General features: G+C 39.1%; 22 protein-coding genes. 5 read left to right on the forward strand and 17 right to left on the reverse strand.

Annotation, left to right across the window (positions count from 1 at the left end):
- The 7 genes from C1A06_RS08075 to gdhA form a co-directional block, all read right to left on the reverse strand.
- Positions 1-421: 6-phosphogluconolactonase (locus tag C1A06_RS08075; RefSeq protein WP_185116831.1), on the reverse strand; the 421-nt coding region annotated here is incomplete at its 3' end.
- Positions 422-685: 264 nt separating this feature from the next.
- A complete protein-coding gene (locus C1A06_RS08080; protein ID WP_101689752.1) occupies positions 686-1999 on the reverse strand; it encodes an MATE family efflux transporter in 1314 nt (437 codons plus the stop codon).
- Between the two features lie 33 nt (positions 2000-2032).
- Positions 2033-3364: an ABC transporter permease gene (locus C1A06_RS08085; protein ID WP_101689753.1), complete on the reverse strand. Its 1332-nt coding sequence runs from the start codon at positions 3362-3364 to the stop codon at positions 2033-2035.
- Positions 3361-4278 (reverse strand): ABC transporter ATP-binding protein, encoded by a 918-nt coding sequence (locus C1A06_RS08090; RefSeq protein WP_101689754.1) that lies wholly within the window; start codon positions 4276-4278, stop codon positions 3361-3363. Before C1A06_RS08090 ends, C1A06_RS08085 begins: the two co-directional genes overlap by 4 nt.
- Before the next feature lie 50 nt (positions 4279-4328).
- Positions 4329-6317: a DNA primase gene (dnaG, locus tag C1A06_RS08095; RefSeq protein WP_101689755.1), complete on the reverse strand. Its 1989-nt coding sequence runs from the start codon at positions 6315-6317 to the stop codon at positions 4329-4331.
- 74 nt (positions 6318-6391) lie between these two features.
- Positions 6392-7012 (reverse strand): Type 1 glutamine amidotransferase-like domain-containing protein, encoded by a 621-nt coding sequence (locus tag C1A06_RS08100; RefSeq protein ID WP_101689946.1) that lies wholly within the window; start codon positions 7010-7012, stop codon positions 6392-6394.
- A gap of 102 nt (positions 7013-7114) precedes the next feature.
- Positions 7115-8449: an NADP-specific glutamate dehydrogenase gene (gene gdhA / locus C1A06_RS08105; RefSeq protein ID WP_101689756.1), complete on the reverse strand. Its 1335-nt coding sequence runs from the start codon at positions 8447-8449 to the stop codon at positions 7115-7117.
- 204 nt (positions 8450-8653) lie between these two features.
- On the opposite strand from gdhA, the gene C1A06_RS08110 reads away from it, so the two are divergent.
- Positions 8654-9973 carry a TldD/PmbA family protein gene (locus tag C1A06_RS08110; protein WP_101689757.1) on the forward strand — a complete coding sequence of 440 codons (1320 nt, stop codon included), beginning with the start codon at positions 8654-8656 and terminating at the stop codon, positions 9971-9973.
- Positions 9973-11427 (forward strand): glycoside hydrolase family 10-like protein, encoded by a 1455-nt coding sequence (locus C1A06_RS08115; protein WP_101689758.1) that lies wholly within the window; start codon positions 9973-9975, stop codon positions 11425-11427. Before C1A06_RS08110 ends, C1A06_RS08115 begins: the two co-directional genes overlap by 1 nt.
- Position 11428: 1 nt before the next feature.
- Here C1A06_RS08115 and folK read toward each other — a convergent pair whose 3' ends face one another.
- The 8 genes from folK to thrS all read right to left on the reverse strand — a co-directional run bounded on the left by folK (position 11429) and on the right by thrS (position 18596).
- Positions 11429-11911 (reverse strand): 2-amino-4-hydroxy-6-hydroxymethyldihydropteridine diphosphokinase, encoded by a 483-nt coding sequence (gene folK, locus C1A06_RS08120; protein WP_101689759.1) that lies wholly within the window; start codon positions 11909-11911, stop codon positions 11429-11431.
- Positions 11912-11913: 2 nt separating this feature from the next.
- Positions 11914-12963 carry a tRNA preQ1(34) S-adenosylmethionine ribosyltransferase-isomerase QueA gene (gene queA, locus C1A06_RS08125; RefSeq protein WP_101689760.1) on the reverse strand — a complete coding sequence of 350 codons (1050 nt, stop codon included), beginning with the start codon at positions 12961-12963 and terminating at the stop codon, positions 11914-11916.
- A gap of 24 nt (positions 12964-12987) precedes the next feature.
- Entirely contained in the window at positions 12988-13683 is a 696-nt protein-coding gene (truB, locus tag C1A06_RS08130) for a tRNA pseudouridine(55) synthase TruB (RefSeq protein WP_101689761.1), read from the reverse strand.
- Positions 13683-14555 carry an undecaprenyl-diphosphate phosphatase gene (locus C1A06_RS08135; protein WP_101689762.1) on the reverse strand — a complete coding sequence of 291 codons (873 nt, stop codon included), beginning with the start codon at positions 14553-14555 and terminating at the stop codon, positions 13683-13685. Before C1A06_RS08135 ends, truB begins: the two co-directional genes overlap by 1 nt.
- A 29-nt stretch (positions 14556-14584) precedes the next feature.
- Positions 14585-14845 carry a DUF3098 domain-containing protein gene (locus C1A06_RS08140; RefSeq protein ID WP_101689763.1) on the reverse strand — a complete coding sequence of 87 codons (261 nt, stop codon included), beginning with the start codon at positions 14843-14845 and terminating at the stop codon, positions 14585-14587.
- An 8-nt stretch (positions 14846-14853) separates the two neighbouring features.
- On the reverse strand, positions 14854-15729 hold the full coding sequence (locus C1A06_RS08145; RefSeq protein WP_101689764.1) for a cell division protein FtsX: 876 nt from the start codon (positions 15727-15729) through the stop codon (positions 14854-14856).
- Between the two features lie 212 nt (positions 15730-15941).
- Positions 15942-16577, reverse strand: a complete 636-nt coding sequence (gene infC, locus C1A06_RS08150) for a translation initiation factor IF-3 (RefSeq protein ID WP_101689765.1) — start codon at positions 16575-16577, stop codon at positions 15942-15944.
- A 66-nt stretch (positions 16578-16643) separates the two neighbouring features.
- Entirely contained in the window at positions 16644-18596 is a 1953-nt protein-coding gene (gene thrS / locus C1A06_RS08155; RefSeq protein ID WP_101689947.1) for a threonine--tRNA ligase, read from the reverse strand.
- A 1109-nt stretch (positions 18597-19705) separates the two neighbouring features.
- Here thrS and dnaN point away from each other — a divergent pair.
- Entirely contained in the window at positions 19706-20830 is a 1125-nt protein-coding gene (dnaN, locus tag C1A06_RS08165; RefSeq protein ID WP_101689767.1) for a DNA polymerase III subunit beta, read from the forward strand.
- A gap of 82 nt (positions 20831-20912) precedes the next feature.
- On the forward strand, positions 20913-21683 hold the full coding sequence (locus C1A06_RS08170; protein ID WP_101689768.1) for a 3'-5' exonuclease: 771 nt from the start codon (positions 20913-20915) through the stop codon (positions 21681-21683).
- Between the two features lie 57 nt (positions 21684-21740).
- Here C1A06_RS08170 and C1A06_RS08175 read toward each other — a convergent pair whose 3' ends face one another.
- Entirely contained in the window at positions 21741-23033 is a 1293-nt protein-coding gene (locus tag C1A06_RS08175; RefSeq protein WP_101689769.1) for a UDP-N-acetylmuramoyl-tripeptide--D-alanyl-D-alanine ligase, read from the reverse strand.
- Positions 23034-23243: 210 nt separating this feature from the next.
- Between C1A06_RS08175 and C1A06_RS08180 the strand changes: the two genes are divergently transcribed.
- Positions 23244-25001, forward strand: a complete 1758-nt coding sequence (locus C1A06_RS08180) for a DNA polymerase III subunit gamma/tau (protein ID WP_101689770.1) — start codon at positions 23244-23246, stop codon at positions 24999-25001.
- Here C1A06_RS08180 and C1A06_RS08185 read toward each other — a convergent pair.
- On the reverse strand, positions 24998-26413 hold the full coding sequence (locus C1A06_RS08185; protein WP_101689771.1) for a tetratricopeptide repeat protein: 1416 nt from the start codon (positions 26411-26413) through the stop codon (positions 24998-25000). The two genes, C1A06_RS08180 and C1A06_RS08185, sit on opposite strands and share 4 nt — an antisense overlap.
- Positions 26414-26442 lie beyond the last annotated feature (29 nt).

The raw sequence follows: 26442 nt of genomic DNA on the forward strand, positions 1-26442 counted from the left end.
CGGGAGAGTAGATATTTTCGGGCTTGATATTGACGTGGTCAAGGAAAGTCTCTTTCAAGACAGCAAGGTTGCTAGCCGATTGAGGTGAAAGCGGGTAGAACTCATAGATGTTGAAAACGATAACGTTATCAAAGCTCAGCCCTTCTTCTTTGTGCATACGGATCAGATCCTGAAAGATGGTCTGCGGTGAGTGCCCGCCGGGCAAAGCAAGTACAAACTGCTCGTTCTTGGACTGCTTGCTGCGGATACGCGAAGCAATCTCACGGGCTACTTCCAATGAAGCTTCAACGGATGATTCGTAAATATTAGTGGTGACTTTCTCGAAACGAGACAGAGCGGAAAGCTCGAACTCATTGTCGGATTTGTAGTAGCGCTGTGGGACACGGTCCAGTACAATCTGTGAACTTAAATCTAAACGCATAATTAATTCTATTTGGTGGTTGTAAATGTATAAACAATTAGATGAAAAGCATTTAAACAAACATCAGACAGGGATAAGTGAGTAAACTATATTTTACACAACTAATTCTCCATGTATAGCAAATAATAATTATTTAAAACTCTTCCTTCTGTACACAAACATAATCATTTTTCGAGAATATACACCCAAGTGCAAACAACCAGTCAAGAGCCAAATAGTTAATATATATAAATATTTTCTTACAATAAGAAAGCGTCCGACTATTTACACAAAATTGAAGATACGCCGAAACATAAACAATTGAACAATTCCCCTTACACATAAATAAGATATAAATGCAAACCAAAGAATATTGTTAGTATAAGTTTGGAAAAATTCAGGAACTATATAACTAAAACCGTAATAGATGGCAAAGAAGGCAAGCATTGCTATAAGCATCGAATTACGCATCTGTCGCGAAGCAGTAGCTCCAACAAATATACCATCCCAAAGAAATGCCGAAAATCCAGCAATAGGAATAAGTAAAACCCAAAATTTGTAATCATGAGCAAGGCTAATAACATTTGCTTTGTCCGTAAGAATACTCAAAATAAAATCAAAACCGAAAGCATAAACAGAAGTAAAGCAGACAACTACAACAAAACCCCATTTAAACAAACTTCTCACAAGAGGTTTCAGCATAATATAATCTTTTCGTCCAATGAATTTTCCAGTCAAAGCTTCACCAGAGTATGCAAAGCCATCCATCAGATAGGAGAATAAGGTAAACATTTGCATCATCAGAGCATTGACTGCTAGCATCTCGGTACCTAATCGAGAAGAAGCCGATACAAAAAATGTAGATACAGTTATCAAAGCTAATGTCCGTAGAAAGATATTTGTGTTTACTCGAAAGAACGGAACGAAATCAGATATTTTCTTTAACACAGAGAAATCAAAGAAACTCTTTAAATAGCGGTGTTTACATAATCCCAGCCATAAGGATGTGATCAGACCACCATATTGTGCGCATAATGCAGCCGTAGCAACTCCTTCGAGTTTCATTCTGAAACCGAATACTAACAACAGGCACAACCCAATATTTACAATATTAATTCCAATGGCGATAAACATCGGTGTTATAGCATCCTGCATGCCAACATACCACCCATTGATGGCATAAAGTCCAAGTACAGCCGGAGCTGCCCAGATATAGATATGAAAATAATCGCTAACGTAGCTACGTACATTCGGATCAACTTCGAAGAAGAAGAAGCCAAGTTTCAATATCAAAAATTGAAGGCTGATTAACAATAACCCACCCAAGAATGCTACAAAAAGCGATCGAAGAAGAATATTGGCTTGCTCGAATTTATCTCCTGCACCATATGCCTGAGCAGCAAAGCCGCTTGTACCCATACGTAGGAATCCGAAGTTCCAATATATAAAATTGAATATCGTGACAGCTACTGCAATTGCTGCAATATAACTTTCCGAATCTAAATGACCAACGACCGCCATATCCACCAATCCTAAGAGGGGAACTGTAATATTAGAAATAATATTAGGAATGGCTAGTCGCAGAATCGCTTTATTCATCTATTCTCCTTTCTCGAACGCATAGATAAATAATTATTTATATGTTATCCAGCGGAATATCTCTTTGAATGTAACTTTTTTACCCATCATCAGGATTCCTGTACGATAAATTTTGCCGGCAAGCATTATAGCAACAACAGCCGTCAGGAATAACAATCCCAACGAAAGACAAATTTCCCACATTGGCACATCCAATGGCAAACGCACCATCATCACTATAGGCGATGTAAGAGGTATAATAGATCCCCAGAAAGCAAGCGCTCCCTCAGGATTACGAGCTGCAGCAAATCCCACATAGAATGCAAGAAGAAGTATTATTGTCAATGGCATTACAAATTGCTGGGCTTCCTGCGAATCGTTTGCAGCTGATCCAAACATTGCATACAATGCAGCATACAACAAATATCCTCCTATGAAGTAAAATAAGAAGCAAACTAACAGTTTCAACCAATTTATACTCTGAATAAACATGATACCTTCCATCATTTTTGGATCCATTCCCATAGCAGCCATATCTTGAGGACTACCAGAGCCTGTCAAAGCACTCATATCGATACCGAAAGCCGGAATTGCAATACCACACCCTACAACTATAATGACAGCCCATAAGGCCAATTGAGTCAATCCCGTTGCTGCAACAGCAACAATCTTGCCCATCATCAAGTCGAAAGGTTTTGCCGAAGAAATAATTACCTCAACAATACGGTTCGTCTTTTCCTCAACAACGCTCTGAAGCACCATAGAACCATTCATCATAATAAAGAAAAACATCAGGAACGTAAATCCCATTCCGATAAAAGTTACAGCTTCGTTAGCTGTTTCTTTTTCTTCTCCATCTTCAGTCCATTGTTTAGTTGAAATATGTATACGATCTTTCGAACTAGTTATTTCTTGTATATCTGCTATAGTCTGTGCATCTATATTGGCTTGAGCTGTATAATCGTTCAGCCTTTTATTATTCACAGCCGTAGTCAGCACATCGTTGATATATTGAGTCAACTCGCGCGGAGCTTGCTGTTTTTCAGAATACAATGTTGCTGCTGTCGGCTTATCGTTTAATACCTCATCAATTGTCAACAAAGCAAAAGACACTTCATTTTCTGCCGAACGTGATGGCATCGCACTCATATCACCAATTTTAATAAACTGATAATCGTTATTCGATTCTAACAATGGATAATAAACGTTCGTTCTATCCATAACGTATATCTGCTTGATATCGTCATTACTCAAAGTAGCTAAGTATTGAGGTAAAAGAATTACCACGATCATAAAGATCGGAGTAAGAAGTGTAGTCCAAAGAAAAGCTTTGGTTTTGACTGCCGCCAGATACTCGCGTGCTATAATAAGTTTTAATGCGTTCATTTGCTTGATTGTGATACGATTTGAATAAATATATCATTCATAGTAGGAAGTTCTTCTTCGAAGCTAAGAATTTCATTCTTCTCGATGATAGTTTTTATAATTTCTGAGTTTGGTGTTTCGGGATCAAGCTTCTTAATCTTTACAATTGTACTTTGTTTTTGAGGCTCGATAAACAAAGTACTAAATAATGGAGACGAAACATCAAAGCCATTCGACCCTGCTATTTCTAGAGTAAAGATATACTCACGGAACTGAGCTCTTACCTCTTTCACATCACCCTGAAGCATCACTTTCGATTTATTGATCAGCGTTATACGATCGCAAAGTTCTTCAACCGATCCCATATTGTGTGTCGAAAGAATCACCGTTTTACCTTGCGCTTTCAATTCGAGAATTTCATTCTTCAAAAGCTCAGCATTAACCGGATCCAATCCACTGAACGGCTCGTCAAGAATCAACAATTCGGGCGAATGGATAACAGTCACAATAAACTGAATTTTCTGCTGCATACCTTTCGATAGCTCCTGAACCCGTTTGTTTTCCCAAGTTGTAATTGCAAATTTGTTCAACCAATAATCCATACGCTTACGCGCTTCCGATTTTGACAAACCACGCAATCTGGCTAAAAACATTATATGCTCACCAACGGTCATTTTTTTATACAAGCCACGCTCTTCGGGCATATAACCGATATTGAATATATCCTGAGGCTCGGATGGACGTCCGTTTAACAGTACTTGCCCATCATCTGGAGCTGTAATTCGATTTATGATACGTATCAACGAACTTTTACCTGCACCATTCGGCCCTAGCAGTCCGTAAATACATCCTTGCGGAACACCAATACTCACTCCGCTAAGAGCTGTATGATCTCCGTATTTTTTTACAATATTCTGTGCTTCGAGATAAAACATCTTCTTTTATTGATCTTTATATTATATAATTGGTCGTAAAGATATTATTCTTATTTAGGAAGTACAATTCGTTCACCTAAAAATTTGTTCAACGGAGCTTTTATTCGCAACTGCAATTCTTTCATTTCTTTCATCAGTGCAATTACAGCCATATCGTCGCCTTCTTTTCCTTTTACGGCAATTTCTTCCATTATTTTATCAATCCGTTGTTGAACATAGAAGTTTTTCAGTTCTGCCAAGGCAACTGGAACTGTACGCTGAAGATTATTTTCTTCCGCTAAAGGTGTTTCTTCGGCAGAGACATTCTCACCGAACTGCTTTGTGTGAACTTTACTCAATTCGTAACGATCGCTCACTATTTCGACTGCTATACGGCTGATTTCGGGATCAGGGTGCGCCAAGAAATAACGCGAAGGGGTAAATCCCTCTAAAGTAGAATGATTAATTGCCTCTTCCAACATTTGCTTATATGGCGGGTGAGTCAGCCATAATCCATCCTGCTCCAAATCCATTTTCACATATTCGATCACATTGATGGGACCATTTTCACCTTCTACAATAACCTCTTTGCCGTAACGAACAACATAGTAAAGTACTGCCAGTTCATAAGTCACTATCGACTTTTGTTTTTTAGATTGTTTTGCTCCTGCCTGTGGCTCAGAATACATTCTATCTTCGGGCGGTAAAAACAAATCTTCGGGTGGAGCCTGCTTCGTTTCATTGAAGCGCTGTTCCAAGTGGTTTCCTCGTTTTCTATTAACCTCGCGTACCAAAACACTTTCCGAGATTTCGAGCAATCGGCTGCAGTCGCGAATATACACGGTTCTTATTATATTATCGGGAATAACAGATATACTGTTTACTATATCTGTTATCAGTTGAGCGCGTTTGATAGGATCCTCCCCTGCCTCATCAAGCAAAAGCTGAGTCTTGAAACGAATAAAATCGACCTCACTACTTTTCAGAAACTTATGTAGCGAATCGGCATTCTGTTTACGTGCAAATGAATCGGGGTCTTCGCCATCAGGCAAAAGTACAACTTTGATATTCAATCCTTGCTCGAGCAACAAATCGATTCCGCGCAAAGCCGCTTTAATACCTGCTGCATCGCCATCATACAAAACGGTTACGTTATTCGTAAAACGATGTATCAACTTGATCTGACCTTGCGTCAAAGCCGTTCCGGACGAAGCAACAACGTTCTCAATGCCGGCTTGATGCATCGATATGACATCGGTATAGCCTTCTACCAGATAGCAGCGATCTTCTTTCGTTATCGCTCGTTTAGCGAAGTAGATACCATATAATTCACTGCTTTTATGATAAATTTCACTTTCGGGTGAATTGACGTATTTTGCCGTTTTTTCATTTTTCTTCAGAATACGACCACCGAATGCAATAACTTTACCCGACAGCGTGTGTACGGGAAACATCACACGACCACGGAATCGGTCGGCAGTATAACCTTCGCCCTCGATAGTAAGCCCCGTTTTGACAAGATATTCTTTTTTGTACCCCGTACGAATTGCTTCCTGCGTGAAAGCATCTCTATCTTCGAGGCTATATCCTAATTGAAATTTCTGTATAATATCTTCGCGAAATCCACGCTCGCGAAAATAACTAAGACCGATACTTTTACCCTCGATATGCTCATGCAAAGTTTTCACAAAGTAATCTCGGGCATATTCATTCAGAATAAACAAACTTTCACGCTCACTTTGTACCCGACGCTCATCGTCGGTCAGTTCACGTTCTTCGATCTCGATATTATATTTTTTTCCTAAAAAACGCAATGCATCGTAATACGACAGCTGCTCATGTTTCATTATGAAATGAACAGAAGTCCCCCCTTCACCACATGCAAAACACTTGCATATACCTTTTGAAGGAGACACGTAAAACGATGGCGTCTTGTCTTCGTGAAACGGACAAAGGCCTACGAAGTTGACACCTCTACGTTTGAGTGTAACATACTGTGAAACAACATCTACTATATCTGCCGCATTGACTATGCGGTCTACTGTTGACTGATCAATCATAATAATGCAAATGTACACATTTTTCAGCCAATAGTATTCAGGCAATTGCCATCATGTTACAACATAAAATCCAATTAGCTCAGACCAACAACTTTAACATTGCTTCCATCAACTAGTATAACCTGACTATTCGAAATCGGACACAATTTTAAGTCAGAATTATATTTTGTAACAACATGTTCTGCTGCTTCCTCGAAAGGGAATTCTCCGTAATGCGGCACAGGATAAAAGTCAATTACACCTAAGGACTGATAGGATATCAATTCTGTCGCAGCCTTCGGATCATCCATATCTTTCACATACTCTATGTTGGGAGATACGATTATTGCTCCGGCAGATTCTCCAACATATAATTTACCTGAATTGATTTCTTCTACGATCAACTTATCGGCTCCAGTTCTTTTCAATTCTTGAAGCAAAAAGAACGTATTGCCTCCTGACACGTAGAAAAAATCATTCTTCTTAATCTTTCCGGATATCATTTCTGCTGAAGCTGTCGAAATATCTAATTCATCTATGACAACTTCCATCTCTCGGAAAGCATTTTTTGCTTCATCCACATAAAATGTTACTTCTTCAACCAGACTTGCCGTAGGAATAAACGTTACCGTTTTACCTTTAACGTCATCTATCAGATAACTTTTAAATATATCAACGACATCACCGAATGAAGATGATAGGAATAGTTTTTTCATTTGCGTTTTAATTTCCATTATAATTAATATTTCGAAGATAGAAAAAAGAGGCTTATCCTAAAATCGGACAAGCCTCAAAATTATTTTGATATATAAGTTTTATCAAATCACTCCTTGAGCAATCATTGCACGTGCAACTTTCATAAATCCGGCAATGTTAGCACCTTTTACATAATTGATAAATTCGCCGTCTTTTCCATATTTCACGCATTGCTCGTGAATGCTCTTCATTATCTCGTGAAGTTTCTTGTCCACTTCTTCTTCCGACCACTGAATATGCATTGCATTCTGAGTCATTTCAAGACCTGAAGTTGCAACTCCACCGGCATTAACCGCTTTACCTGGAGCAAACAATGTTTTCTTTTCGATGAATAAATCCACAGCCTCTGCTGTACAACCCATATTCGAAACCTCAGCCACACACATTGTTCCATTTGCAATCAGCGTTGCTGCATCATTTCCGTTCAATTCGTTCTGAATGGCGCAAGGCATAGCAATATCCACTTTTTCCACCCATGGTTTTACACCTGCATGGAACACTGCATTCGGATATTTCTTAATATATGGAGCAACAATATCTTCACCCGAATTACGAAGTTCAAGCATATAGTCAATTTTCTCACCTGAAATTCCATCAGGATCGTAAACATAACCATCGGGTCCAGAGATAGTAACAACTTTTGCTCCTAATTCAGTTGCTTTCGAAACTGCTCCCCAGGCTACATTTCCGAAACCTGATACCGCTACAGTTTTGCCTTTTATATCTATGCTTTTTTCTTTCAACATTTCTTGCACAAAATACAAAGCTCCATATCCTGTAGCCTCTGGACGAATACGTGATCCGCCAAACTCAAGTCCTTTTCCGGTAAATGTTCCGGTATTCTCGCGAGCTAATTTCTTGTACATACCGTACATATAACCAACTTCGCGTCCTCCAACGCCAATATCCCCCGCAGGAACATCTGTATCAGGACCAATATTACGCCACAATTCGAGTATAAATGCCTGACAGAAACGCATAATTTCTCCGTTCGACTTTCCTTTCGGACTGAAGTCTGAACCTCCTTTTGCCCCACCCATAGGAAGCGTAGTAAGTGCATTTTTAAACGTCTGCTCAAACCCTAAGAATTTCAACGATGAAAGGTTTACCGAATCATGGAATCTGATGCCACCTTTGTATGGACCTATCGCATTGTTAAATTGAACACGATAGCCTATATTCACTTGAGTATCTCCTTTATCATCAACCCATGCCACGCGGAAAGTAAAGATACGATCCGGTTCAACTAGCCTTTCAATAATTCGGTGTTTCTCGAACTCCGGATGCTGATTGTATACTTCTTCAATAGTAACAAGAACTTCTTTTACTGCCTGAAGAAATTCTTTTTCGCCTGGATGTTTTGCTTCCAGATTTGACAAAATTGTTTCAATTTTCATATTAGTCGACAATTATAGGTTAACATTCAACAATATTGTATTTAAATAAGAATCATTTTATCGTTAGCCATTCATCCTGAGACAAAAGGCTTTCATCAAATATAATAAATAATCAAAATTTAAATGATCATTTTGTTAGCAAAAATAGCATCGTCCAATGTTAAATAAGCTTTTATCATTACATTTGCACTAAATACTAAATCGATGATTAGCAAGGAGAATAAACAAATTGCACAATGGGCTATCGATACAGCCCTAGCCAATGGCTGCCAACAAGCGCGTGCATCTATCATAACCGGACAAAACAATTCGTTTGAATACCGCGACAGACAATTAGACAAATTACATCAAAGCTCGGAAAACAAGCTTTATATCGAATTATTTGTCGATGGCAGATACGGTAGTTTCTCAACAAATCGCATTGATAAAAGTATTCTCGATAAATTCATTCGCGACGGAATAGATTCAACTCGTCTACTAGCCGAAGATCCTTGCCGTCAACTACCCGATCCAAGCAGATATTACAAGCCGGATGGCCGCGATCTTGATCTGTTTGACAAATCATTTGCATCGATTGACGCAGAGCGGAAGATAGAAATAGCAAAGCAAGCCGTTGAAGAAATTCTCGACTCGGATGATCGCATCATAACCATTACAGCATCCTACAACGACGGCATGGGAGCCGATTATATGATAGCCAGCAACGGATTCGAAACCGAAAGTGCTGATACTGCTTTCGACCTGACCGTTGAAGTTGCTCTGGAAACAGGCAGCGATGCTCGCGCCGAATCTTATTGGTTCGACAGCAGTCTGTATTGGAATGACTTGCAAAAAACGGGGATTGGTAAAACTGCTCTAAAGCGTGCATTACAAAAAATAGGTCAACGCAAAATTAAATCGGGAATTTATCCGATGCTACTTGACAACACGACCTCAAGTCGACTACTGGCACCGATGATCAGTGCTATGTTTGGCTCGGCTCTTCATCAGAAGAATTCTTTTCTACTCGACCGTTTGGGTGATCAAATTCTTTCCGAAAAGCTAACATTAATAGACACTCCCCATCTCAAAAGAGCCTTTGGCGCTCGTTGGCACGACGGCGAAGGTGTTGCAACCAAAGAGCAGCGTATTATAGAAAAAGGAGTACTAAATACATATTTTATCGATACATACTCCTCATTGAAAATGGGTGTAGAGCCTACAATCGCGTCTCCATCAATTCTTAATCTGGAACTCGGAAACAAAAGCTTCGATCAATTGTTATTAACTATTGACAAAGGTATTTGGGTAACCGGCTTCAATGGTGGAAATACGAATAGCACGACCGGCGATTTTTCATTCGGAATTGAAGGATTTCTCATAGAAAACGGCGTTGCAACAACTCCTATCAGCGAGATGAATATAACAGGAAATATCCTTACATTATGGCAAAATCTGATGGAAATAGGAAACGATCCACGCGAAAAATCTACACGCCGCATCCCTTCTTTACTATTCGATAACGTTAATTTCAGTGGACTATAATGTATAAACTTCGAAGCTTTCTACTTTCTGCAATATTCTTATTGACGCTACACATTTCGGCCCGACAACCGGCTATCGAAATCAGGGCTGTATGGCTTACAACAAGCTGGGGACTGGATTGGCCTACACAAAACAGAAGTGTAGATCAGCAAAAAGCCGAATTAAGAGCAATGTTGGATGAGTTTCAGAAATTAAATTTCAATGTCGTATTTTTTCAAACACGTGCGCGCGGAACTGTATTCTACAATTCTAAAATAGAGCCTAAAAACAGCTATTTCAATCGCAATAACAATTTCGATCCTCTAGCATTTACTATCGAGGAATGCCACAAGCGCGGCATGGAATGTCATGCTTGGATAGTTACTTTCCCAATGGGAAGTGAACGTAAGGCAGTTCCTAAAAAAAGACAAAAAGCTTTACTCGCTAAAAAGCCGGAGAACTATAAACTCGTAAATAACATTGAATGGTATCTCGATCCTGGACATCCGAAGACAAACGATCATATAGTTTCTCTTGTACAAGAAATCGTCACCAATTACGATGTAGATGGCGTACAATTCGACTACATTCGTTATCCCAATAACGATCGTACATTTCCCGATAACGATACATACAAAAAATACGGGAATGGCAAATCGCTGCACGACTGGAGACGCGACAATATAAATCGTCTCGTAAGCAATATATACGATGCTGTAAAAGCAATCAAACCATGGGTGCAAGTCAGCAGTTCGCCTTTAGGCAGATATCAGCCACTGCCTCATCGACCTAACGATGGGTGGACTGCCCGCGAAACTGTTTTTCAGGATGCAGCCCGTTGGTTGAAAGAAGGAAAGCACGATATGCTTTTCCCTATGATGTATTACAAAGACGACCTATTCTATCCATTTGTAGAAGATTGGGTTGCCAACTCCAACAATCGCCCTATAGTTCCCGGATTGGGCATCTATCAGATGCTACCCGAAGAAAAGAAATGGCCTTTATCGGACATTACCAAACAGATGGAATTCACAAGAAACAGCAAAGCTGGAGGACAAGCATATTTTAGAGCCAAGAATGTAACAACAAACCTAAAAGGGCTGAAAGATTCTCTAGAGGTATTTTATCCTTATCAGGCCAAGCTGCCGCCAATGACATGGTTGGACAATGTAGCTCCGAATTCACCACTCGACCTACAGGTATACAAAGAAGGCGATTTATTGAATATTGAATGGAATGCTCCTGACAACTCCGAAGGGTTTACTTATACGGTTTACTACTCAACAGAAGAGCAGCCCGATGTAAATGATCCGAAATATATAATAGCTTCAGGAATAAGGGGGAATAAAATAAAATTTCCGGTAAATACCGGCGAATATGGATTTTACTATTCAGTCACGGCAAGCGATCGTTTTCACAACGAAAGTGTACCATGCTTTGCTGCTTACTTCTCGCATTCGGAGAATGAACAATAATTCATTTACTTAGTTCAGCAAGCAATTTCTCTATCGTTCTCCCGAATAATGGATGTTCTACATTTGCAGCTATTTCGGCTAAAGGTTTCAACACAAACTCACGCTTATGCATTTCGGGGTGAGGAATTATCAAGTGAGGATATTCTAATACAAGATCATCATACAGCAGAATATCAATATCAATAATACGATCTTTATATTCTTTATTATATGACTTGGAATTACGCCCCATCTCACGTTCGATAACCTGCGTATATTCCAACACTTCCAAAGGCGACAATTCAGTTTCTATCTTACAAGCCGCATTAAGGAACGAATTGTCGGACTCGAAACCGACTGGTTCGGTCGTAAAAAAAACGGAGCAGGCAATTATCTTGCCCACCCGTTCATCAATATTTTTCAATGCTTGATGCATATTCGCCTCTTTATCGCCCAAGTTCGTACCCAGACTCAAGTAGACTGTATGCAGCTTTGACTCAACCATTATCAGATAATTAACATGGCATCGCCATAAGTACCGAAACGATATTTTTCTTTGATTGCCTGATCGTAAAGATCCATAATCAAATCATATCCACCGAAAGCAGCAGTCATCATCAATAGTGTTGATTCTGGCAAGTGGAAGTTTGTAATCATCGAATCAGCAATTCCAAATTCATATGGAGGGAAAACAAATTTATTTGTCCAGCCATTATTTGGTTTCAACTCGCTATTAGTAGTTACTATAGTCTCGATAGCACGCATCACAGAAGTTCCAACTGCACAAATACGATGACCTCCCGATTTGGCTTTATTCACAAGATCGGCAGTTTCTTGAGTAATAAGTAATTGCTCAGAATCCATCTTATGCTTAGTCAAGTCTTCTACGTCTATTTCGCGATAGTTACCTAATCCTGAGTGCAATGTAATGAAAGCCGAATCAACTCCTTTGATTTCCATACGTTTCATCAATTCGCGACTGAAGTGCAAACCTGCAGCCGGAGCAACAACAGCACCTTCGTTTTTAGCGAAAATTGTTTGATAACGCTCTTTGTCAATTGGCTCTTCGCTTCGGTTCAAATATTTAGGAATCGGAGTTTCGCCCAACGAATAAAGGACTTTGCGGAATTCTTCATCTGGTCCATCATACAAGAAACGCAATGTACGTCCACGCGAAGTTGTATTGTCGATAACTTCGGCTACTAATGAATCATCTTCGCCAAAATAAAGTTTATTACCAATACGGATTTTACGAGCAGGATCCACTAACACATCCCATAGATGAAATTCCTCGTTAAGTTCTCTCAACAGAAAAACTTCGATCGTAGCACCGGTCTTTTCTTTGTTACCATACATACGTGCAGGGAAAACCTTCGTATCGTTGAAGACGAACATATCTTTTTCATTGAAGTAATCGAGTACTTCTTTGAATATTTTATGTTCAACCTCTCCCGTTTTACGGTTGACTACCATCATTCGAGCTTCATCTCTATGATTAGCCGGATACGAAGCTATCAGCTCTTCCGGAAGTTTAAATTTAAATTGCGAAAGTTTCATATATATTTCCTTATTATATTCTCTTTATTTATTCAACATCAAAGCATCAATCATATCTTCGGCTTGTGCGCCATCAATACAATCTGCCAAAGTCACATCACCTACACGTGTTCTCTCCAAAGCAGCCAAATGCGCCCCTGAACCTAGTGCCAATCCGATATCTCGTGTCAAAGCACGTATATATGTTCCCTTGCTGCATACTACCCTAATCTTAACGATCGGCATCGCATATTCCAGCAATTCTATTTCATCAATAACCAATAATTTTGGTTTCAATTCTACTTCTTCGCCCTCACGAGCATATTTGTAAGCACGTTTACCATCAACCTTACATGCTGAGTATACAGGCGGAACCTGTTGTATTTCTCCTACAAATTCTTGAATTTTAGTCTCAACCAACTCTTTCGTTATATGATCGGTCGGAAATACTGCATCTACTTCAGTCTCTTTATCAAAAGATGGTGTAGTTGCTCCTACTTCCAACGTTGCTATATATTCTTTTGTCTGATACTGAAAAGTCTCGATCAGTTTCGTTTTCTTTCCCGTACAAATAATCATTACACCCGTAGCCAAAGGATCAAGCGTTCCGGCATGACCGACTTTTAACTTCTTAATATTCAGATTACGACATATTCTAGTGCGCAATTTCCGTACCAAAGTGAACGATGTCCAATTCAATGGTTTGCTGACGTATAGTATTTCTCCTTCTATAAAATCCATCAAATAACTGCTAATTCGTGTCCGGTAAACATCAGGATCAGGATCAATGCCCCTACTACAATACGATACCAGCCGAATAGTTTAAACCCGTATTTAGTAACAAATCCAATAAAAAATTTAATTGCTAGCAATGCTACAATAAATGCTACGACATTACCTACAATAAGTGCTGACATATTGTCAATCAGTATTGTAAAATCGAAATCGAACAATCCACCATCAGGAACTCGAATCAATTTATATAGGCTGTAACCCGTTGCTGCTGCCATAGTAGGCACAGCTAAGAAGAATGAGAATTCAGCTGCATTCTTACGAGTCAATCCGCGTGTCATTCCCCCCACGATAGTAGCCATCGAACGCGAAACTCCCGGAATCATTGCTATACACTGGAAGAGTCCAATTATGAAGGCACTTTTTTCGGTCATTGTCTGATCTTGTTTAGGCTTGTTAAACCACTGATCGACAAACAACATCACAATACCTCCCAAGACTAACATCACAGCTACAACTGTAACACTCTCCAACATGGCTTCGACATAATCATTCAACAAGAAACCTATTACAGCTGCAGGAATGAATCCGATCAGCAGTTTCCAATAAAAATCGTATTTATAAAGCATTTTCCTCAACCATCCCCCATTCGCTATTTCTGACGGATAGTCTTTCTTCACATTGAAAAAACGTTTCCAGTATAAAACTATGACCGAAAGAATGGCTCCGAATTGAATGATTACTGTAAATGCTTTTACAAACTCGTTGCTCTCTACACCCAGAAGACTTTGGGCAATAATCATATGTCCTGTCGACGACACCGGAAGAAACTCGGTCAATCCTTCGACAATGGCAATGATGATAACTTCAAAAATGCTCATTATTTATTTGTCTTATGCTAGGATGTATATTATTCTTGATCTGATTCTTGATCAACAGCTGTTGAATCTTTCTTTTTATACAGGATACCGACAATCATTAGTATAAATCCTATGAAACATGTTATAGGAGCAACACCTATACGTCGGGTACTGAAAATATCGGGTTCGAATCCGTTTTCGATAGTCGATGCCGGCCCCGTCATCAGTACAAATCCTAAGATAATAACTACAACCGCGACTGCGCAGATTATATAGTTTATCTTTTGAAAAGCAAAGTTTTTGTTATTCATTATTTAAATTAAATATGATAAAGTTTATTCGTTGTCATTCTCAAAAATCTGTTTACAGCAACGATGGCTGCAAGCGCAGTAATTGCAATCCCTGCAATAAGCACAAGTACATATACAAAAATCATCTCTTCGGGACTCACTATATTAGCTAGTTCGGGATAATATTTCACTGCATAATAAGCAAATGCCGTCAAACCTAAATTTGCTAAAATAGCAGCAACAACACCATTCAGCACCATCTGACCTATGAAAGGTCGACGAATAAATCCGTTTGTTGCTCCCACTAGTTGCATTGTATTAATCAAGAAACGCTTAGCGTATATATTCAATTGAATAGTGCTATGTATCAAAACAAAAGATATTGTAAGCAATATAGCAGCAAGTATCAACAGCACTGTACCAACTTTTGTCAGATTCGAATTTGCAAGACTTATATCGTCTTCGCTATATACTATATTTTTTATAGGTTTCAGCCCTTTCAACGAAGATTCGACCAATTTAATGCTATCCGGATTTACATAATCCGACTTGATATAAACATCGTAGAAACTTCGTGCAGGATTGTAGCCCAAAACCTCTTCCGGATCACGTCCGAGATCTCTGATCAACTGCTCTTTAATCTCCTCTTTGCTTATATATTTAGCTTCTTTGACATACGGATTCTTTGTTAGTTTTGTCTTCAGAGCAAGGATGTCAGCATCGGCAGCTTTCTCGTCAATCTCTACTGAGATTGCCATATTTTCTTTAAAATATTCGGAGAAGCTTTTTCCGGTGAAACCCACTAAAAAGATCAAACCCAACAAAAAGAGTACAAGTGCAATACTTATTGTAGTAATCACACCCGATGTAAAAAACGAAATACCTTTAGCTTTGTTGTTAGACATAAATTTTGTCTACGATTAAAAAGGGAACATTATACCTAAAATCGGAGCAAAGAAACAAAATAAATAGCTTTACTCATAAGAAATTCATACTTATTAACTTATTTATGACAAATAAAAAGCTCGAGTTCATACAATTCTATCAAAACTCTAAAAACAAAGTGGACTTTACCAGATGATAAAGCCCACTTCTATATTCAATGTTTAACTAATTCTTAATCTTCCGATTCTTCTTCCTTCGGAGCTTCTGCAGCTTCTTTATTTTTATTCTTTGCCGGAGCTGACTCCTTCTTAGCTACTGGCTTAGCAACTGGTTGCTTTTTAGGAGAAAGCATCATAATCATGCGCTTACCTTCCAATTGAGGCAACTGATCTACTTTTACCAAGTCCTCCAATTCTGTTGCAAAACGAAGCAATAACACTTCACCTTGTTCTTTAAATAGAATTGAACGTCCTTTGAAGAATACATAAGCTTTCACTTTTGCACCTTCTTCCAAGAAGCTTTTTGCATGTTTCAGTTTGAACTGAAAATCATGCTCATCAGTCTGAGGTCCGAAACGGATTTCTTTTACAACTACTTTAACAGATTTAGCTTTAGCCTCTTTCTGCTTCTTCTTTTGTTGATAAAGAAACTTCTGATAGTCCATTATCTTACATACAGGAGGCTCAGCTGTCGGCGATATTTCGACTAAATCAAGTTCTAATTCGTCGGCTAGACGCAAAGCTTCGCTCGTTGGGTATACCCCTGGTTCTACATTGTCGCCTACCAATCTGACTTCTCTGACGCGGATATTATTATTAATACGATGTGCGTCTTCTTTCTTTTTTAAATTAATCCTGCTGTTTCTCATTCAATAATGTTTCTGTTTCTTTATCTACTTTTTAGTTTGTAATTAGTTATTTTCAAGCCTGAGATTTTATTGTTCATTTTCCCAAGCATTCATCATTCTCTCTACTTCGTCGTTTAGTTCTTTTGCAAAGGTAGTAAATTTCATAGAACCTTTATCTCCTTCGCCTTGTTTTCTTACCGAAACGGCTTCTGTCTCTGCTTCTTTCTCGCCTACGATCAACAAATACGGGATACGTTTCAACTCGTTATCACGAATCTTTCGTCCGATTTTCTCGTTACGATCATCTACAGTAGCACGAATATCGTTACGTTTGAAATATGCTGCTACACGGTGTGCATAGTCGTTATACTTATCGCTGATTGGAAGAACCACTACTTGATCAGGAGTCAGCCACAATGGGAATTTACCTGCCGTATGCTCAATCAATACCGCGATGAAACGCTCCATCGAACCGAATGGTGCACGGTGAATCATCACCGGACGATGTTTCTGGTTATCAGCTCCTGTATATTCAAGCTCGAAACGCTCTGGCAAGTTATAGTCTACCTGAATAGTACCTAACTGCCAACGACGGCCTAACGCATCTTTCACCATGAAGTCTAGTTTCGGACCATAGAATGCAGCTTCACCTAACTCGGTACGAGCAGGAAGTCCTTTTTCGGCACAAGCCTCAATGATTGCACGTTCTGCTTTTTCCCAGTTTTCGTCACTACCTATATATTTTTCTTTATTCTCAGGGTCACGAAGTGAAATCTGAGCTTCGAAATTTTCGAAATCCAACGCCTTGAAGATAATGAAGATAATATCCATTACTTTCAGAAACTCGTTTTTCAACTGATCAGGCGTACAGAAGATATGTGCATCATCTTGAGTAAACCCACGAACACGAGTCAAGCCGTGAAGCTCGCCACTTTGCTCGTAACGATACACTGTACCAAACTCAGCCAAACGAAGCGGAAGATCTTTATACGAACGCGGAGTGACTTTATAGATCTCGCAGTGATGCGGACAGTTCATCGGTTTCAACAAGAATTCTTCACCTTCTTCCGGTGTCTGAATTGGCTGAAACGAATCTTTACCATATTTTGCGTAGTGACCAGATGTTACATACAATTCTTTAGAACCAATATGCGGAGTCATTACTTGTTCGTACTCGAAGCGTTTTTGGATTTTCTTTAAGAAATCCTCCAGCTTCAAACGCAATTGAGTTCCACGAGGCAGCCACAATGGAAGACCCTTACCCACTTTTTCTGAAAAAGCGAACAATTCAAGCTCTTTACCAATCTTACGATGGTCGCGTTTTTTAGCTTCTTCAAGTAATACAAGATACTCGTCAAGCATTTTCTTTTTAGGGAAAGTGATACCATACAAACGGGTCAACTGCTTGCGAGTTTCGTCGCCACGCCAGTAAGCACCGGCAGCGCTAAGGATTTTCACAGCCTTGATATACGATGTATTAGGCAAGTGAGGTCCACGGCAAAGGTCGGTAAATACGCCTTGCGTGTATGTTGTTATCGTTCCGTCTTCCAAGTCGTTGATCAGCTCAACCTTGTAATTTTCGTTACGATCGCCAAACATTTTCAATGCATCGGTTTTCGTGATGCTTTGGCGTTTGATTTCTTCTTTGTTAGCTATAAGCTCCATCATTTTGGCTTCGATGCGAGGGAAATCAGCATCTTTGACTGGAGTGTCACCAAAATCGATGTCGTAATAGAATCCGTTTTCGATAGCCGGACCTATTCCGAATTTTGCATGCGGATAAAGTATTTGAACGGCTTCTGCCATCAAGTGAGCCGACGAGTGCCAGTATGCATGCTTTGCATCTTCGTCTTCCCATTTTAGAAGTTCGATTGCAGCATCAGCTTCAATAGGACGGGTCAAATCCCAGATATCTCCATTTACGCGTGCAGCCAATACTTCTTGTGCCAATCGCTGACTAATACTTTCAGCAATTTGCAGCGAGGTAGTTCCTTTTGCGTATTCACGCACCGAACCATCAGGAAATGTAATTTTAATCATGTTTATACTCTGATAAGTTAATATTGGAGCTCTTACGAACGAGCCCACGTTTTTACATAAGCTACAAAGTTAAACAATTTATACATTCAGAATCATTTAGAGACGTTTTTTTATCTTATTGACATTTATGACATCATTCCATATTTTAATTCCCGCTAAAATACCAAATAGCAAGCCCACATATCAACAACAGATACAAAGCCAATAAAACCACTGATATACGAAACAGAATTTTAGCTATTTTAGAATTGTGTAACTTCAAAACGATAAAGGAAACACCCAATAAAACAATCAAACCTAAAAGAATCGAATTTAATGACGACATAATTAATCCTGTAATTTCAATTAGACTATTTTAGAACTAGAAAAATCTCAAAAGAAACAGCTAACGCACCGAAATAAACTTAAAGCGCTTAGCAGCTAATGCAGCTAACAACAATACAATCCCCACTACAATATACTTCGGAGGGTTCTCTCCCTCGCTAGGGTAAAAAAAGAGAATCACACCATTAACAATAAGCAAAGCTCCTATTATTATAAATATATAAACTACAAGCTTTCGATATAGGCGATACAGTTTACTCATATTGCGAAAATACAATTTAAATATTTTTTGGAAACTAGCTCAGCAAAAGGTGCTCCAAAATTACAACAATAATTAGGAATCCGAATAGAAAAGCTAATAGGAGCGTCAATATAAGAGAGACATAAAAGACATTTTTTGCTATCGTCTTATATTTTGGAGAACTTGAATATAACACACCTGACAAGGATATAGCTATCAGTATAGCAGGCTTTAAAAAATTGAATATGGTTAACAACATTCGATTTTAGGTATTTTCTCCAAATATACAAAAACATCGGACATCTCTAACACAAAACAAGAAGACCAATCTTTTATCCAATACTTTATCTATACTATTTTAAGAAAATCATATTTGCAAAATAGAGAAACGTGAACAAACAAAAACATTGAAAAATCTGTACACAAGTGTTACTTTTTAACAATCGCAAAACATAGCGAAAGCAACTATTGCCATATTTCAATAAAAACAGTATATTTGCTTCATTTATAAGATCATTAATTACTAAAACTAAAATACGATAATATGAAATTTGTGGTATCCAGCACAGCTTTACTAAGCCACCTACAGGCTATCAGTAAGGTTATCAACTCAAAAAACACATTACCAATCTTGGATTGTTTTTTATTGGAGCTTAATGGCACCGTTTTGACCTTGACAGCTTCGGATGCCGAAACCCGTTTGGTAACTTCTATCGAAGTTCAAGAATCGACTGGCGACGGAAAGTTTGCAGTGAATGCCAAAAACTTGCTTGATCCGTTAAAAGAATTACCGGAACAACCGTTGACTTTCGAAATCAATGATGATAATCTGGAAACATTCATCTATTTCCACAACGGTAAATACAATTTTATCGGACAAAGCGGCGACGAATATCCTCAGCCTAAAGAGCTAAAAGAATCGGCTATCTCGTTGACTATCGATCCTCAGACATTGTATGCAGGAATCAACCGCACAATCTTTGCAAGTGCCGACGACGAACTTCGTCCCGTGATGAATGGTATCTACTTCGATATCACAACAGACGACCTGACTTTTGTTGCATCAGACGGACACAAATTGGTTCGCTGCAAAGCTTTAGATGTAAAAGGTTCAGAACGCGCATCGTTCATTCTACCTAAAAAACCGGCTAACCTGCTTCGCTCAATCCTACCGAAAGAATCAGAAACTGTAACAATCGGTTTCGACGAGAACAACGCTCAGATCAAAATGTCGGGATACACAATGACTTGTCGTTTCATCGAAGGTCGCTACCCGAACTACAACTCGGTTATTCCACAAAACAACCCTAACAAGGTAACACTTGACCGCATGGCATTCCTTACAGCGTTGAAACGTGTATCGGTATTCTCTAATCAGGCAAGCAACCTCGTAAAACTTCAATTGACAGACAATAAGATTATTATTTCGGCACAAGACATCGACTTCTCGACAGCTGCCGAAGAAACAATTCCATGTCAATACGAAGGCAATGCAATGAATATCGGCTTCAAATCGAGTTTCTTGATCGAGATCCTAAACAATATGCCTTCTGGCGAAGTTTCATTGGAGCTATCTGATCCATCACGCGCAGGACTAATCCTTCCTTCCGAAAACGAAGAAGGCGAAGATCTTCTGATGCTGTTGATGCCGATGATGCTAAACGACTAAGAAAGTAAACATCAATAATATCGAAGACTTTATCATCGGCTTATCAAAGAGGTGATAAAGTCTTTATACTTAAATATACCTCATGGAATTAAACTTAAAAAACCCCATTATATTCTTCGACCTCGAAACAACCGGAACCGATACTGTTCGCGATCGTATCGTCGAAATCTCGTATCTGAAAGTATATCCGAATGGCAAAGAGGAGTCTAAGACCAAACGTCTCAATCCTGAAATGCCAATTCCTGCAGGAGCTTCTGCGATACACGGCATTTACGATGAAGATGTGAAAGATTGCCCAACATTCAAACAAATAGCTAAATCATTAGCAACACAGATGGAAGGCTGCGACCTGGCAGGATTCAACTCTAGTCGTTTCGACATTCCGTTATTGGCAGAAGAATTTCTAAGAGCAGGGATAGACATCGATTTCAGCAAGCGCAAAATGATCGATGTTCAAATTATCTTCCACAAGAAAGAACAACGCACGCTAGAAGCTGCATACAAGTTCTATTGCGACAAGACTCTGGAAAATGCTCACTCGGCCGAAGCCGACACACGAGCTACATACGAAGTGTTGAAAGCTCAGCTGGACAGATATCCAGACCTTGTGAATGATATGGCTTCATTATCTGAAGAATTCTCATTCTTCAACAACAATGTCGATCTTGCTGGACGTATTATCCTTGATGAGAATGGAGTCGAAGTATTCAACTTCGGAAAACACAAAGGCAAGCCTGTAGCCGAAGTTCTGAAGAAAGAACCTAGTTTTTATGCTTGGATGATGGATGCAGATTTCCCGCTAAACACCAAACAGGTTCTAACGAAGATCAAACTAAGAGAGATCAATCAATAAGACAAAAAAAGAGATACCGGATCTGGCATCTCTTTTTTTATATCTTCTCTATACTATTTACAGCAAATCCACTACTTTCTCTAATTGAACGCCACGCGATCCTTTCAATAGCACATAACTGTCTTTGACTGGATTCTTTTCAAGATATTTCTGCAAATCAACTACATCCTCAAAGTACTTATACGAATTACTCAAAGGAGCAAAATTACGACCGACAAGCATTACCTCATCAAAGTCATGATGCTGAACATAATCCACGATATTCTCATGTTCTTTTCCGCTATCAGCACCCAATTCTTTCATTTCGCCAAGAATTAACACCTTACGTCCAACCTCCATCTGATCAAAATTCTGTAATGCAGCAATCATACTAGTTGGATTGGCATTGTAAGCATCTATGATCAGCATATTTGACCCTGTAGCTTTCAACTGCGATCGATTATTAGTCGGCACATATTCGCTGATAGCTTTAGATATCAAATCTCCTTTGATCCCGAAATATTTACCGATGGTTATTGCAGCCAAAGCATTCGAAAGATTGTAGCTACCAATCATCTTTGTCTCTACTTTATGATATTTCGTAGCCATCTTCCATTCAAAAACCAAATAAGGACTGGATGAAAGCACTTTACCTGTTACAAATTGATTATCATCACAGTCAAGCCCATAATATATAGAAGCTATACCTTCTGACATACCACGCAGAAGCTCATTATCGTAATCTACAAAAATCTTTCCATCCTGACGCAAGCGAATATAATCATAAAGCTCTCCTTTAGTCTTGATTATATTTTCATACGAACCGAATCCCTCTATATGTGCATGACCAATATTAGTTATCAAGCCAAAATTGGGTTCAGCTATTTCGCATAGTTCTTTAATCTCTCCCATATGATTAGCTCCCATTTCGACGATAGCAATTTCATGCTCTTTACGAATTCGTAAAAGCGTCAATGGTACACCTATATGATTGTTAAAGTTACCTGAAGTAGCAATAACATTATGTTCTTGAGTCAACACTGCCGACACCAATTCCTTAGTAGTGGTTTTCCCATTAGTTCCGGTAATCCCAATAATTGGAATTCGTAAAGTTTTACGATGATAATTGGCTAATTGCTGCAGAGTTTTAAGGACATCATCTACCAAGATTGTGTTTGGCAATGTAGCATACTCAACCTCGTCAACTATAGCATAACTACAACCCGACTTTATTGCTTGCTCAGCATAAGCATTTCCGTTGAAGCTCGGACCCTTGAGTGCAAAGAAAATAGAATCTGTAGGACAGTTACGCGAATCGGTAGTTATAACGGGGTACTTTTTATAAATCTCGTACAAAGACTGAATACTCATAGCGGTAATATTTACAGACATTTAACCTAAACAAAGGCTAAAAAAATCTAGTCATTTTCTGATTCACTAAGATAATGTATAAATTCGGAATGGATATTGAAATTAACGCTTTTTGACTTAAAAAAACGACACGTAGTTAATCACATTTTTAGGTTTTCTACATCGATATATTTTTCATACATTTGTATTCTTATAAGGAGACTATATTATATGAATGACTATATTGTTTCGGCTCGAAAATATCGCCCGTCAACCTTTCGTTCGGTTGTTGGACAACGCGCGCTAACCACTACCCTACTCAACGCAATAGCATCTAACAAGCTAGCACACGCTTACTTGTTTTGCGGACCACGTGGTGTAGGAAAAACTACTTGTGCTCGTATTTTTGCGAAAACAATAAACTGCTTGACTCCGACTGCTGAAGGCGAAGCATGCAACCAATGCGAATCGTGTACAGCCTTTAACGAAGGACGTTCATATAATATCCACGAACTGGATGCTGCATCGAACAACTCGGTAGAAGATATACGTTCTCTGATCGACCAAGTGCGCATACCTCCGCAGATTGGCAAATACAAAGTCTATATCATTGACGAGGTTCACATGCTATCGCAAGCTGCTTTCAACGCTTTCCTCAAAACGTTGGAAGAGCCTCCTCATCATGCCATATTTATATTGGCCACAACCGAGAAACATAAGATTCTCCCTACAATATTATCTCGCTGTCAGATTTATGATTTCAGCAGAATCACAATCCGAGACATTGTAGATCATCTGGAATATGTAGCTAAGCAAGAAAACGTACAAACTGAACCCGAAGCGCTAAACATCTTGGCACAAAAAGCAGATGGAGGCATGCGTGATGCACTATCCATCTTCGACCAAGCAGTAAGCTTCACAGGAGGTAATGTAACGTATAAGGCTGTTATTGAGAACTTGAACGTCCTCGATTTCGAATATTATTTCAAACTGACAGACAATATCCTTGCAAACAACGTTGTAGAATGCTTCTTAATTCTTGATGAAATCCTCAACAAAGGATTCGATGGTCACAACATTATTACGGGACTTGCTTCGCATTTCCGCGATGTTCTTTTATGCAAAGATACACGCACCGCTCAACTCTTTGAAGTAGGAGCTTCGATCAGACAAAGATATATTGATACCGCAGCCAAATGCAGTAACGAGTTTCTATATAAAGCTATTGATATAACGAACGATTGCGATCTCAAATACAGAGCAAGCCGAAACAAACAGCTTCTAACGCAACTCACTCTGATTCAGCTCTGCCAACTATCTTTACCCTCGGGTGAGGATCAAAAAAAAAAGCAGGTAATTGCTCCGATCAATGCTAATCTGGCAAGCAGTCCACAACAACAGCAAACTGCTTCTGTTCAGCCAAGACAACAAGCTGCTCAGCAACAACCAGCTCAACCGGTAGCAAAAACCGTAACGACAGCTTCTGACACTGTAGGAAAAGTAAACAAGCCCAATATATCAGCTCCACGGACAGGAGGCATAGGCGGTCTTGGCATTTCGTTGTCTGCATTAAACAAAAAAGAGGAGAAAACAGAGTCGGTACAGAACTCGCAAGAGGAAGTTCTCACTGAAAGTTTTACACCGATACAGTTAATTAACGAGTGGAAAAATTTCGCAGAAGCTCTGACTGAAGAGCATCACCTAAAAAACACGATGCTCAACTGCTTACCTTCACTACTGAATAGAGACACTTTCGAGGTGGTTGTAAACAATCCGGTTCAGGAACAACGCATTTTAGATCATGGCGCAGACATTTTGACAAATCTGAAAAGGAAACTCCGCAATACTCAGATAGTCATGCAGATTCGCGTGAGCGAAGACAATGAAAAGAAGTTGGCTTACACACCGATTGAGAAGTTCAATTTGATGGCGGAAGAGAATGAAGCACTACGATATCTGAAAGATCAATTCGGACTGGAACTATCTTAGTATTTCAAATTTTTGAATAGAATTCGACACTCACGTGCCTCGGTCAGATATTTAACAAATTCTTCGCGTGAAAACTCCGAATCAGATTGATTATATATTAATGTAAAGAGATCTTTCATTTCGTCATCAGTCAGCGAATTCAACTGACTATCGAATTCTTCATTATCATCCAACTCAAAATACAATAAGATTATACGTAATTTTACCTCTTTCGAATACGGCTCCATCACAAGTAGTTCTTTCGTAAAGCCTAAAGCTTTCTCATAATTTCCTTTGCGGATATTTATCAACGATAAGCGTTCTACAATATGCGAATTGTCGGGATCATACTCGTAGGCACGCATATAAAAGACATCCGACTTTTCCAGATCATCTTGCTTGAAGTAAATTTCGCCCAACAACATATTCAGTTCTGGGACTAGCATATTTTCATCGTAACAAGAGTTAATTACCTCAAGAGCCTTTTCAAATTCATTTTGCTCCAGAAGAATAGATGCTTTCTTTATCTTTCCGTTCAATGTATCACCTTCAAGTTCTTCGTATATAGTCAAGCATTGCAAAGCATCATCATACATATTGAGAGTGAAATAACACTCAGCCAACAAATAGTACAAAGCTGAATCGTTCGGGTTTTCTTCACTTAAATCTTTCAGAATAGCAATTGCCTCTTCGCCCCTATTCGAAAGCATCAGACAATGAACCTTCAGCTTAAGGAGATCTGAGTCCGAGTCATCGATAGTCAAAGCAAAATCGAACGCATCAATTGCTTTTTCGTACTCGTTTGTCATCGAATAAATCCGTCCTATATTGAACCACGCTACATATGAATAAGGATCTTGATCGAGAACCTTATTGTAAGCAGAAATTGCGCCGTCAAAATCTCCGACTAATTCATAAGCATAGCCTAAATCACTCATAACATCGGCATTAAGCGGATTCAGTTCTAAACTTCGATTAAAGTAGACGATAGCTTGTTCGTATTGATCGACATCCAGATAATTGAAACCCAGTTCTGCCAAAGCATGATCCAAGAACTCACTTTCATAAGACAAGATATTCTGAGCAACTTGATCGGCTTCGTCCATTTGCCCCAAATGAAGCAAACATTCGACACGCAACAAATCGCAATCCATATCCTGCTCTCCAGACAACTTATCCAGAACCGATAGTGCTTTATCATACTCAGCATCGAAGACCCAATAACGAGCACGACGAATTATCAGACCAGTATTACCGGGATGAATCTCCAGAGCACGGGCAATTATCTCTATCGATGTCTCAAAATCATCGTTTTGCTCGAAATAATCAGCAAGATCGATAAATTCATCTGCATCGAAATAAACACTCTGACCCGAAGCCATGCGGTCTTCGTATCTACGAACCAATTCGGTTATGTCTTTCTCAACTTTCATTTAATATATTAAAGTCCGGTAAATCGCTG

The sequence above is a fragment of the Dysgonomonas massiliensis genome (genome assembly GCF_900240225.1).
GTDB classification, from domain to species: Bacteria; Bacteroidota; Bacteroidia; order Bacteroidales; family Dysgonomonadaceae; genus Dysgonomonas; species Dysgonomonas massiliensis.

Excerpts from the sequence above, each read along its gene's own strand:
- queA (WP_101689760.1), bottom strand. The coding sequence starts at position 12,963 with ATGAAACTTTCGCAATTTAAATTTAAACTTCCGGAAGAGCTGATAGCT.
- dnaN (WP_101689767.1), top strand. The coding sequence starts at position 19,706 with ATGAAATTTGTGGTATCCAGCACAGCTTTACTAAGCCACCTACAGGCT.
- C1A06_RS08090 (WP_101689754.1), bottom strand. The coding sequence starts at position 4,278 with ATGTTTTATCTCGAAGCACAGAATATTGTAAAAAAATACGGAGATCAT.
- C1A06_RS08180 (WP_101689770.1), top strand. The coding sequence starts at position 23,244 with ATGAATGACTATATTGTTTCGGCTCGAAAATATCGCCCGTCAACCTTT.
- dnaG (WP_101689755.1), bottom strand. The coding sequence starts at position 6,317 with ATGATTGATCAGTCAACAGTAGACCGCATAGTCAATGCGGCAGATATA.
- C1A06_RS08140 (WP_101689763.1), bottom strand. The coding sequence starts at position 14,845 with ATGAATAACAAAAACTTTGCTTTTCAAAAGATAAACTATATAATCTGC.
- C1A06_RS08085 (WP_101689753.1), bottom strand. The coding sequence starts at position 3,364 with ATGAACGCATTAAAACTTATTATAGCACGCGAGTATCTGGCGGCAGTC.
- C1A06_RS08115 (WP_101689758.1), top strand. The coding sequence starts at position 9,973 with ATGTATAAACTTCGAAGCTTTCTACTTTCTGCAATATTCTTATTGACG.
- C1A06_RS08185 (WP_101689771.1), bottom strand. The coding sequence starts at position 26,413 with ATGAAAGTTGAGAAAGACATAACCGAATTGGTTCGTAGATACGAAGAC.
- C1A06_RS08135 (WP_101689762.1), bottom strand. The coding sequence starts at position 14,555 with ATGAGCATTTTTGAAGTTATCATCATTGCCATTGTCGAAGGATTGACC.
- C1A06_RS08170 (WP_101689768.1), top strand. The coding sequence starts at position 20,913 with ATGGAATTAAACTTAAAAAACCCCATTATATTCTTCGACCTCGAAACA.
- C1A06_RS08145 (WP_101689764.1), bottom strand. The coding sequence starts at position 15,729 with ATGTCTAACAACAAAGCTAAAGGTATTTCGTTTTTTACATCGGGTGTG.
- truB (WP_101689761.1), bottom strand. The coding sequence starts at position 13,683 with ATGGATTTTATAGAAGGAGAAATACTATACGTCAGCAAACCATTGAAT.
- C1A06_RS08080 (WP_101689752.1), bottom strand. The coding sequence starts at position 1,999 with ATGAATAAAGCGATTCTGCGACTAGCCATTCCTAATATTATTTCTAAT.
- folK (WP_101689759.1), bottom strand. The coding sequence starts at position 11,911 with ATGGTTGAGTCAAAGCTGCATACAGTCTACTTGAGTCTGGGTACGAAC.
- thrS (WP_101689947.1), bottom strand. The coding sequence starts at position 18,596 with ATGATTAAAATTACATTTCCTGATGGTTCGGTGCGTGAATACGCAAAA.
- C1A06_RS08100 (WP_101689946.1), bottom strand. The coding sequence starts at position 7,012 with ATGAAAAAACTATTCCTATCATCTTCATTCGGTGATGTCGTTGATATA.
- gdhA (WP_101689756.1), bottom strand. The coding sequence starts at position 8,449 with ATGAAAATTGAAACAATTTTGTCAAATCTGGAAGCAAAACATCCAGGC.
- C1A06_RS08110 (WP_101689757.1), top strand. The coding sequence starts at position 8,654 with ATGATTAGCAAGGAGAATAAACAAATTGCACAATGGGCTATCGATACA.
- infC (WP_101689765.1), bottom strand. The coding sequence starts at position 16,577 with ATGAGAAACAGCAGGATTAATTTAAAAAAGAAAGAAGACGCACATCGT.
- C1A06_RS08175 (WP_101689769.1), bottom strand. The coding sequence starts at position 23,033 with ATGAGTATTCAGTCTTTGTACGAGATTTATAAAAAGTACCCCGTTATA.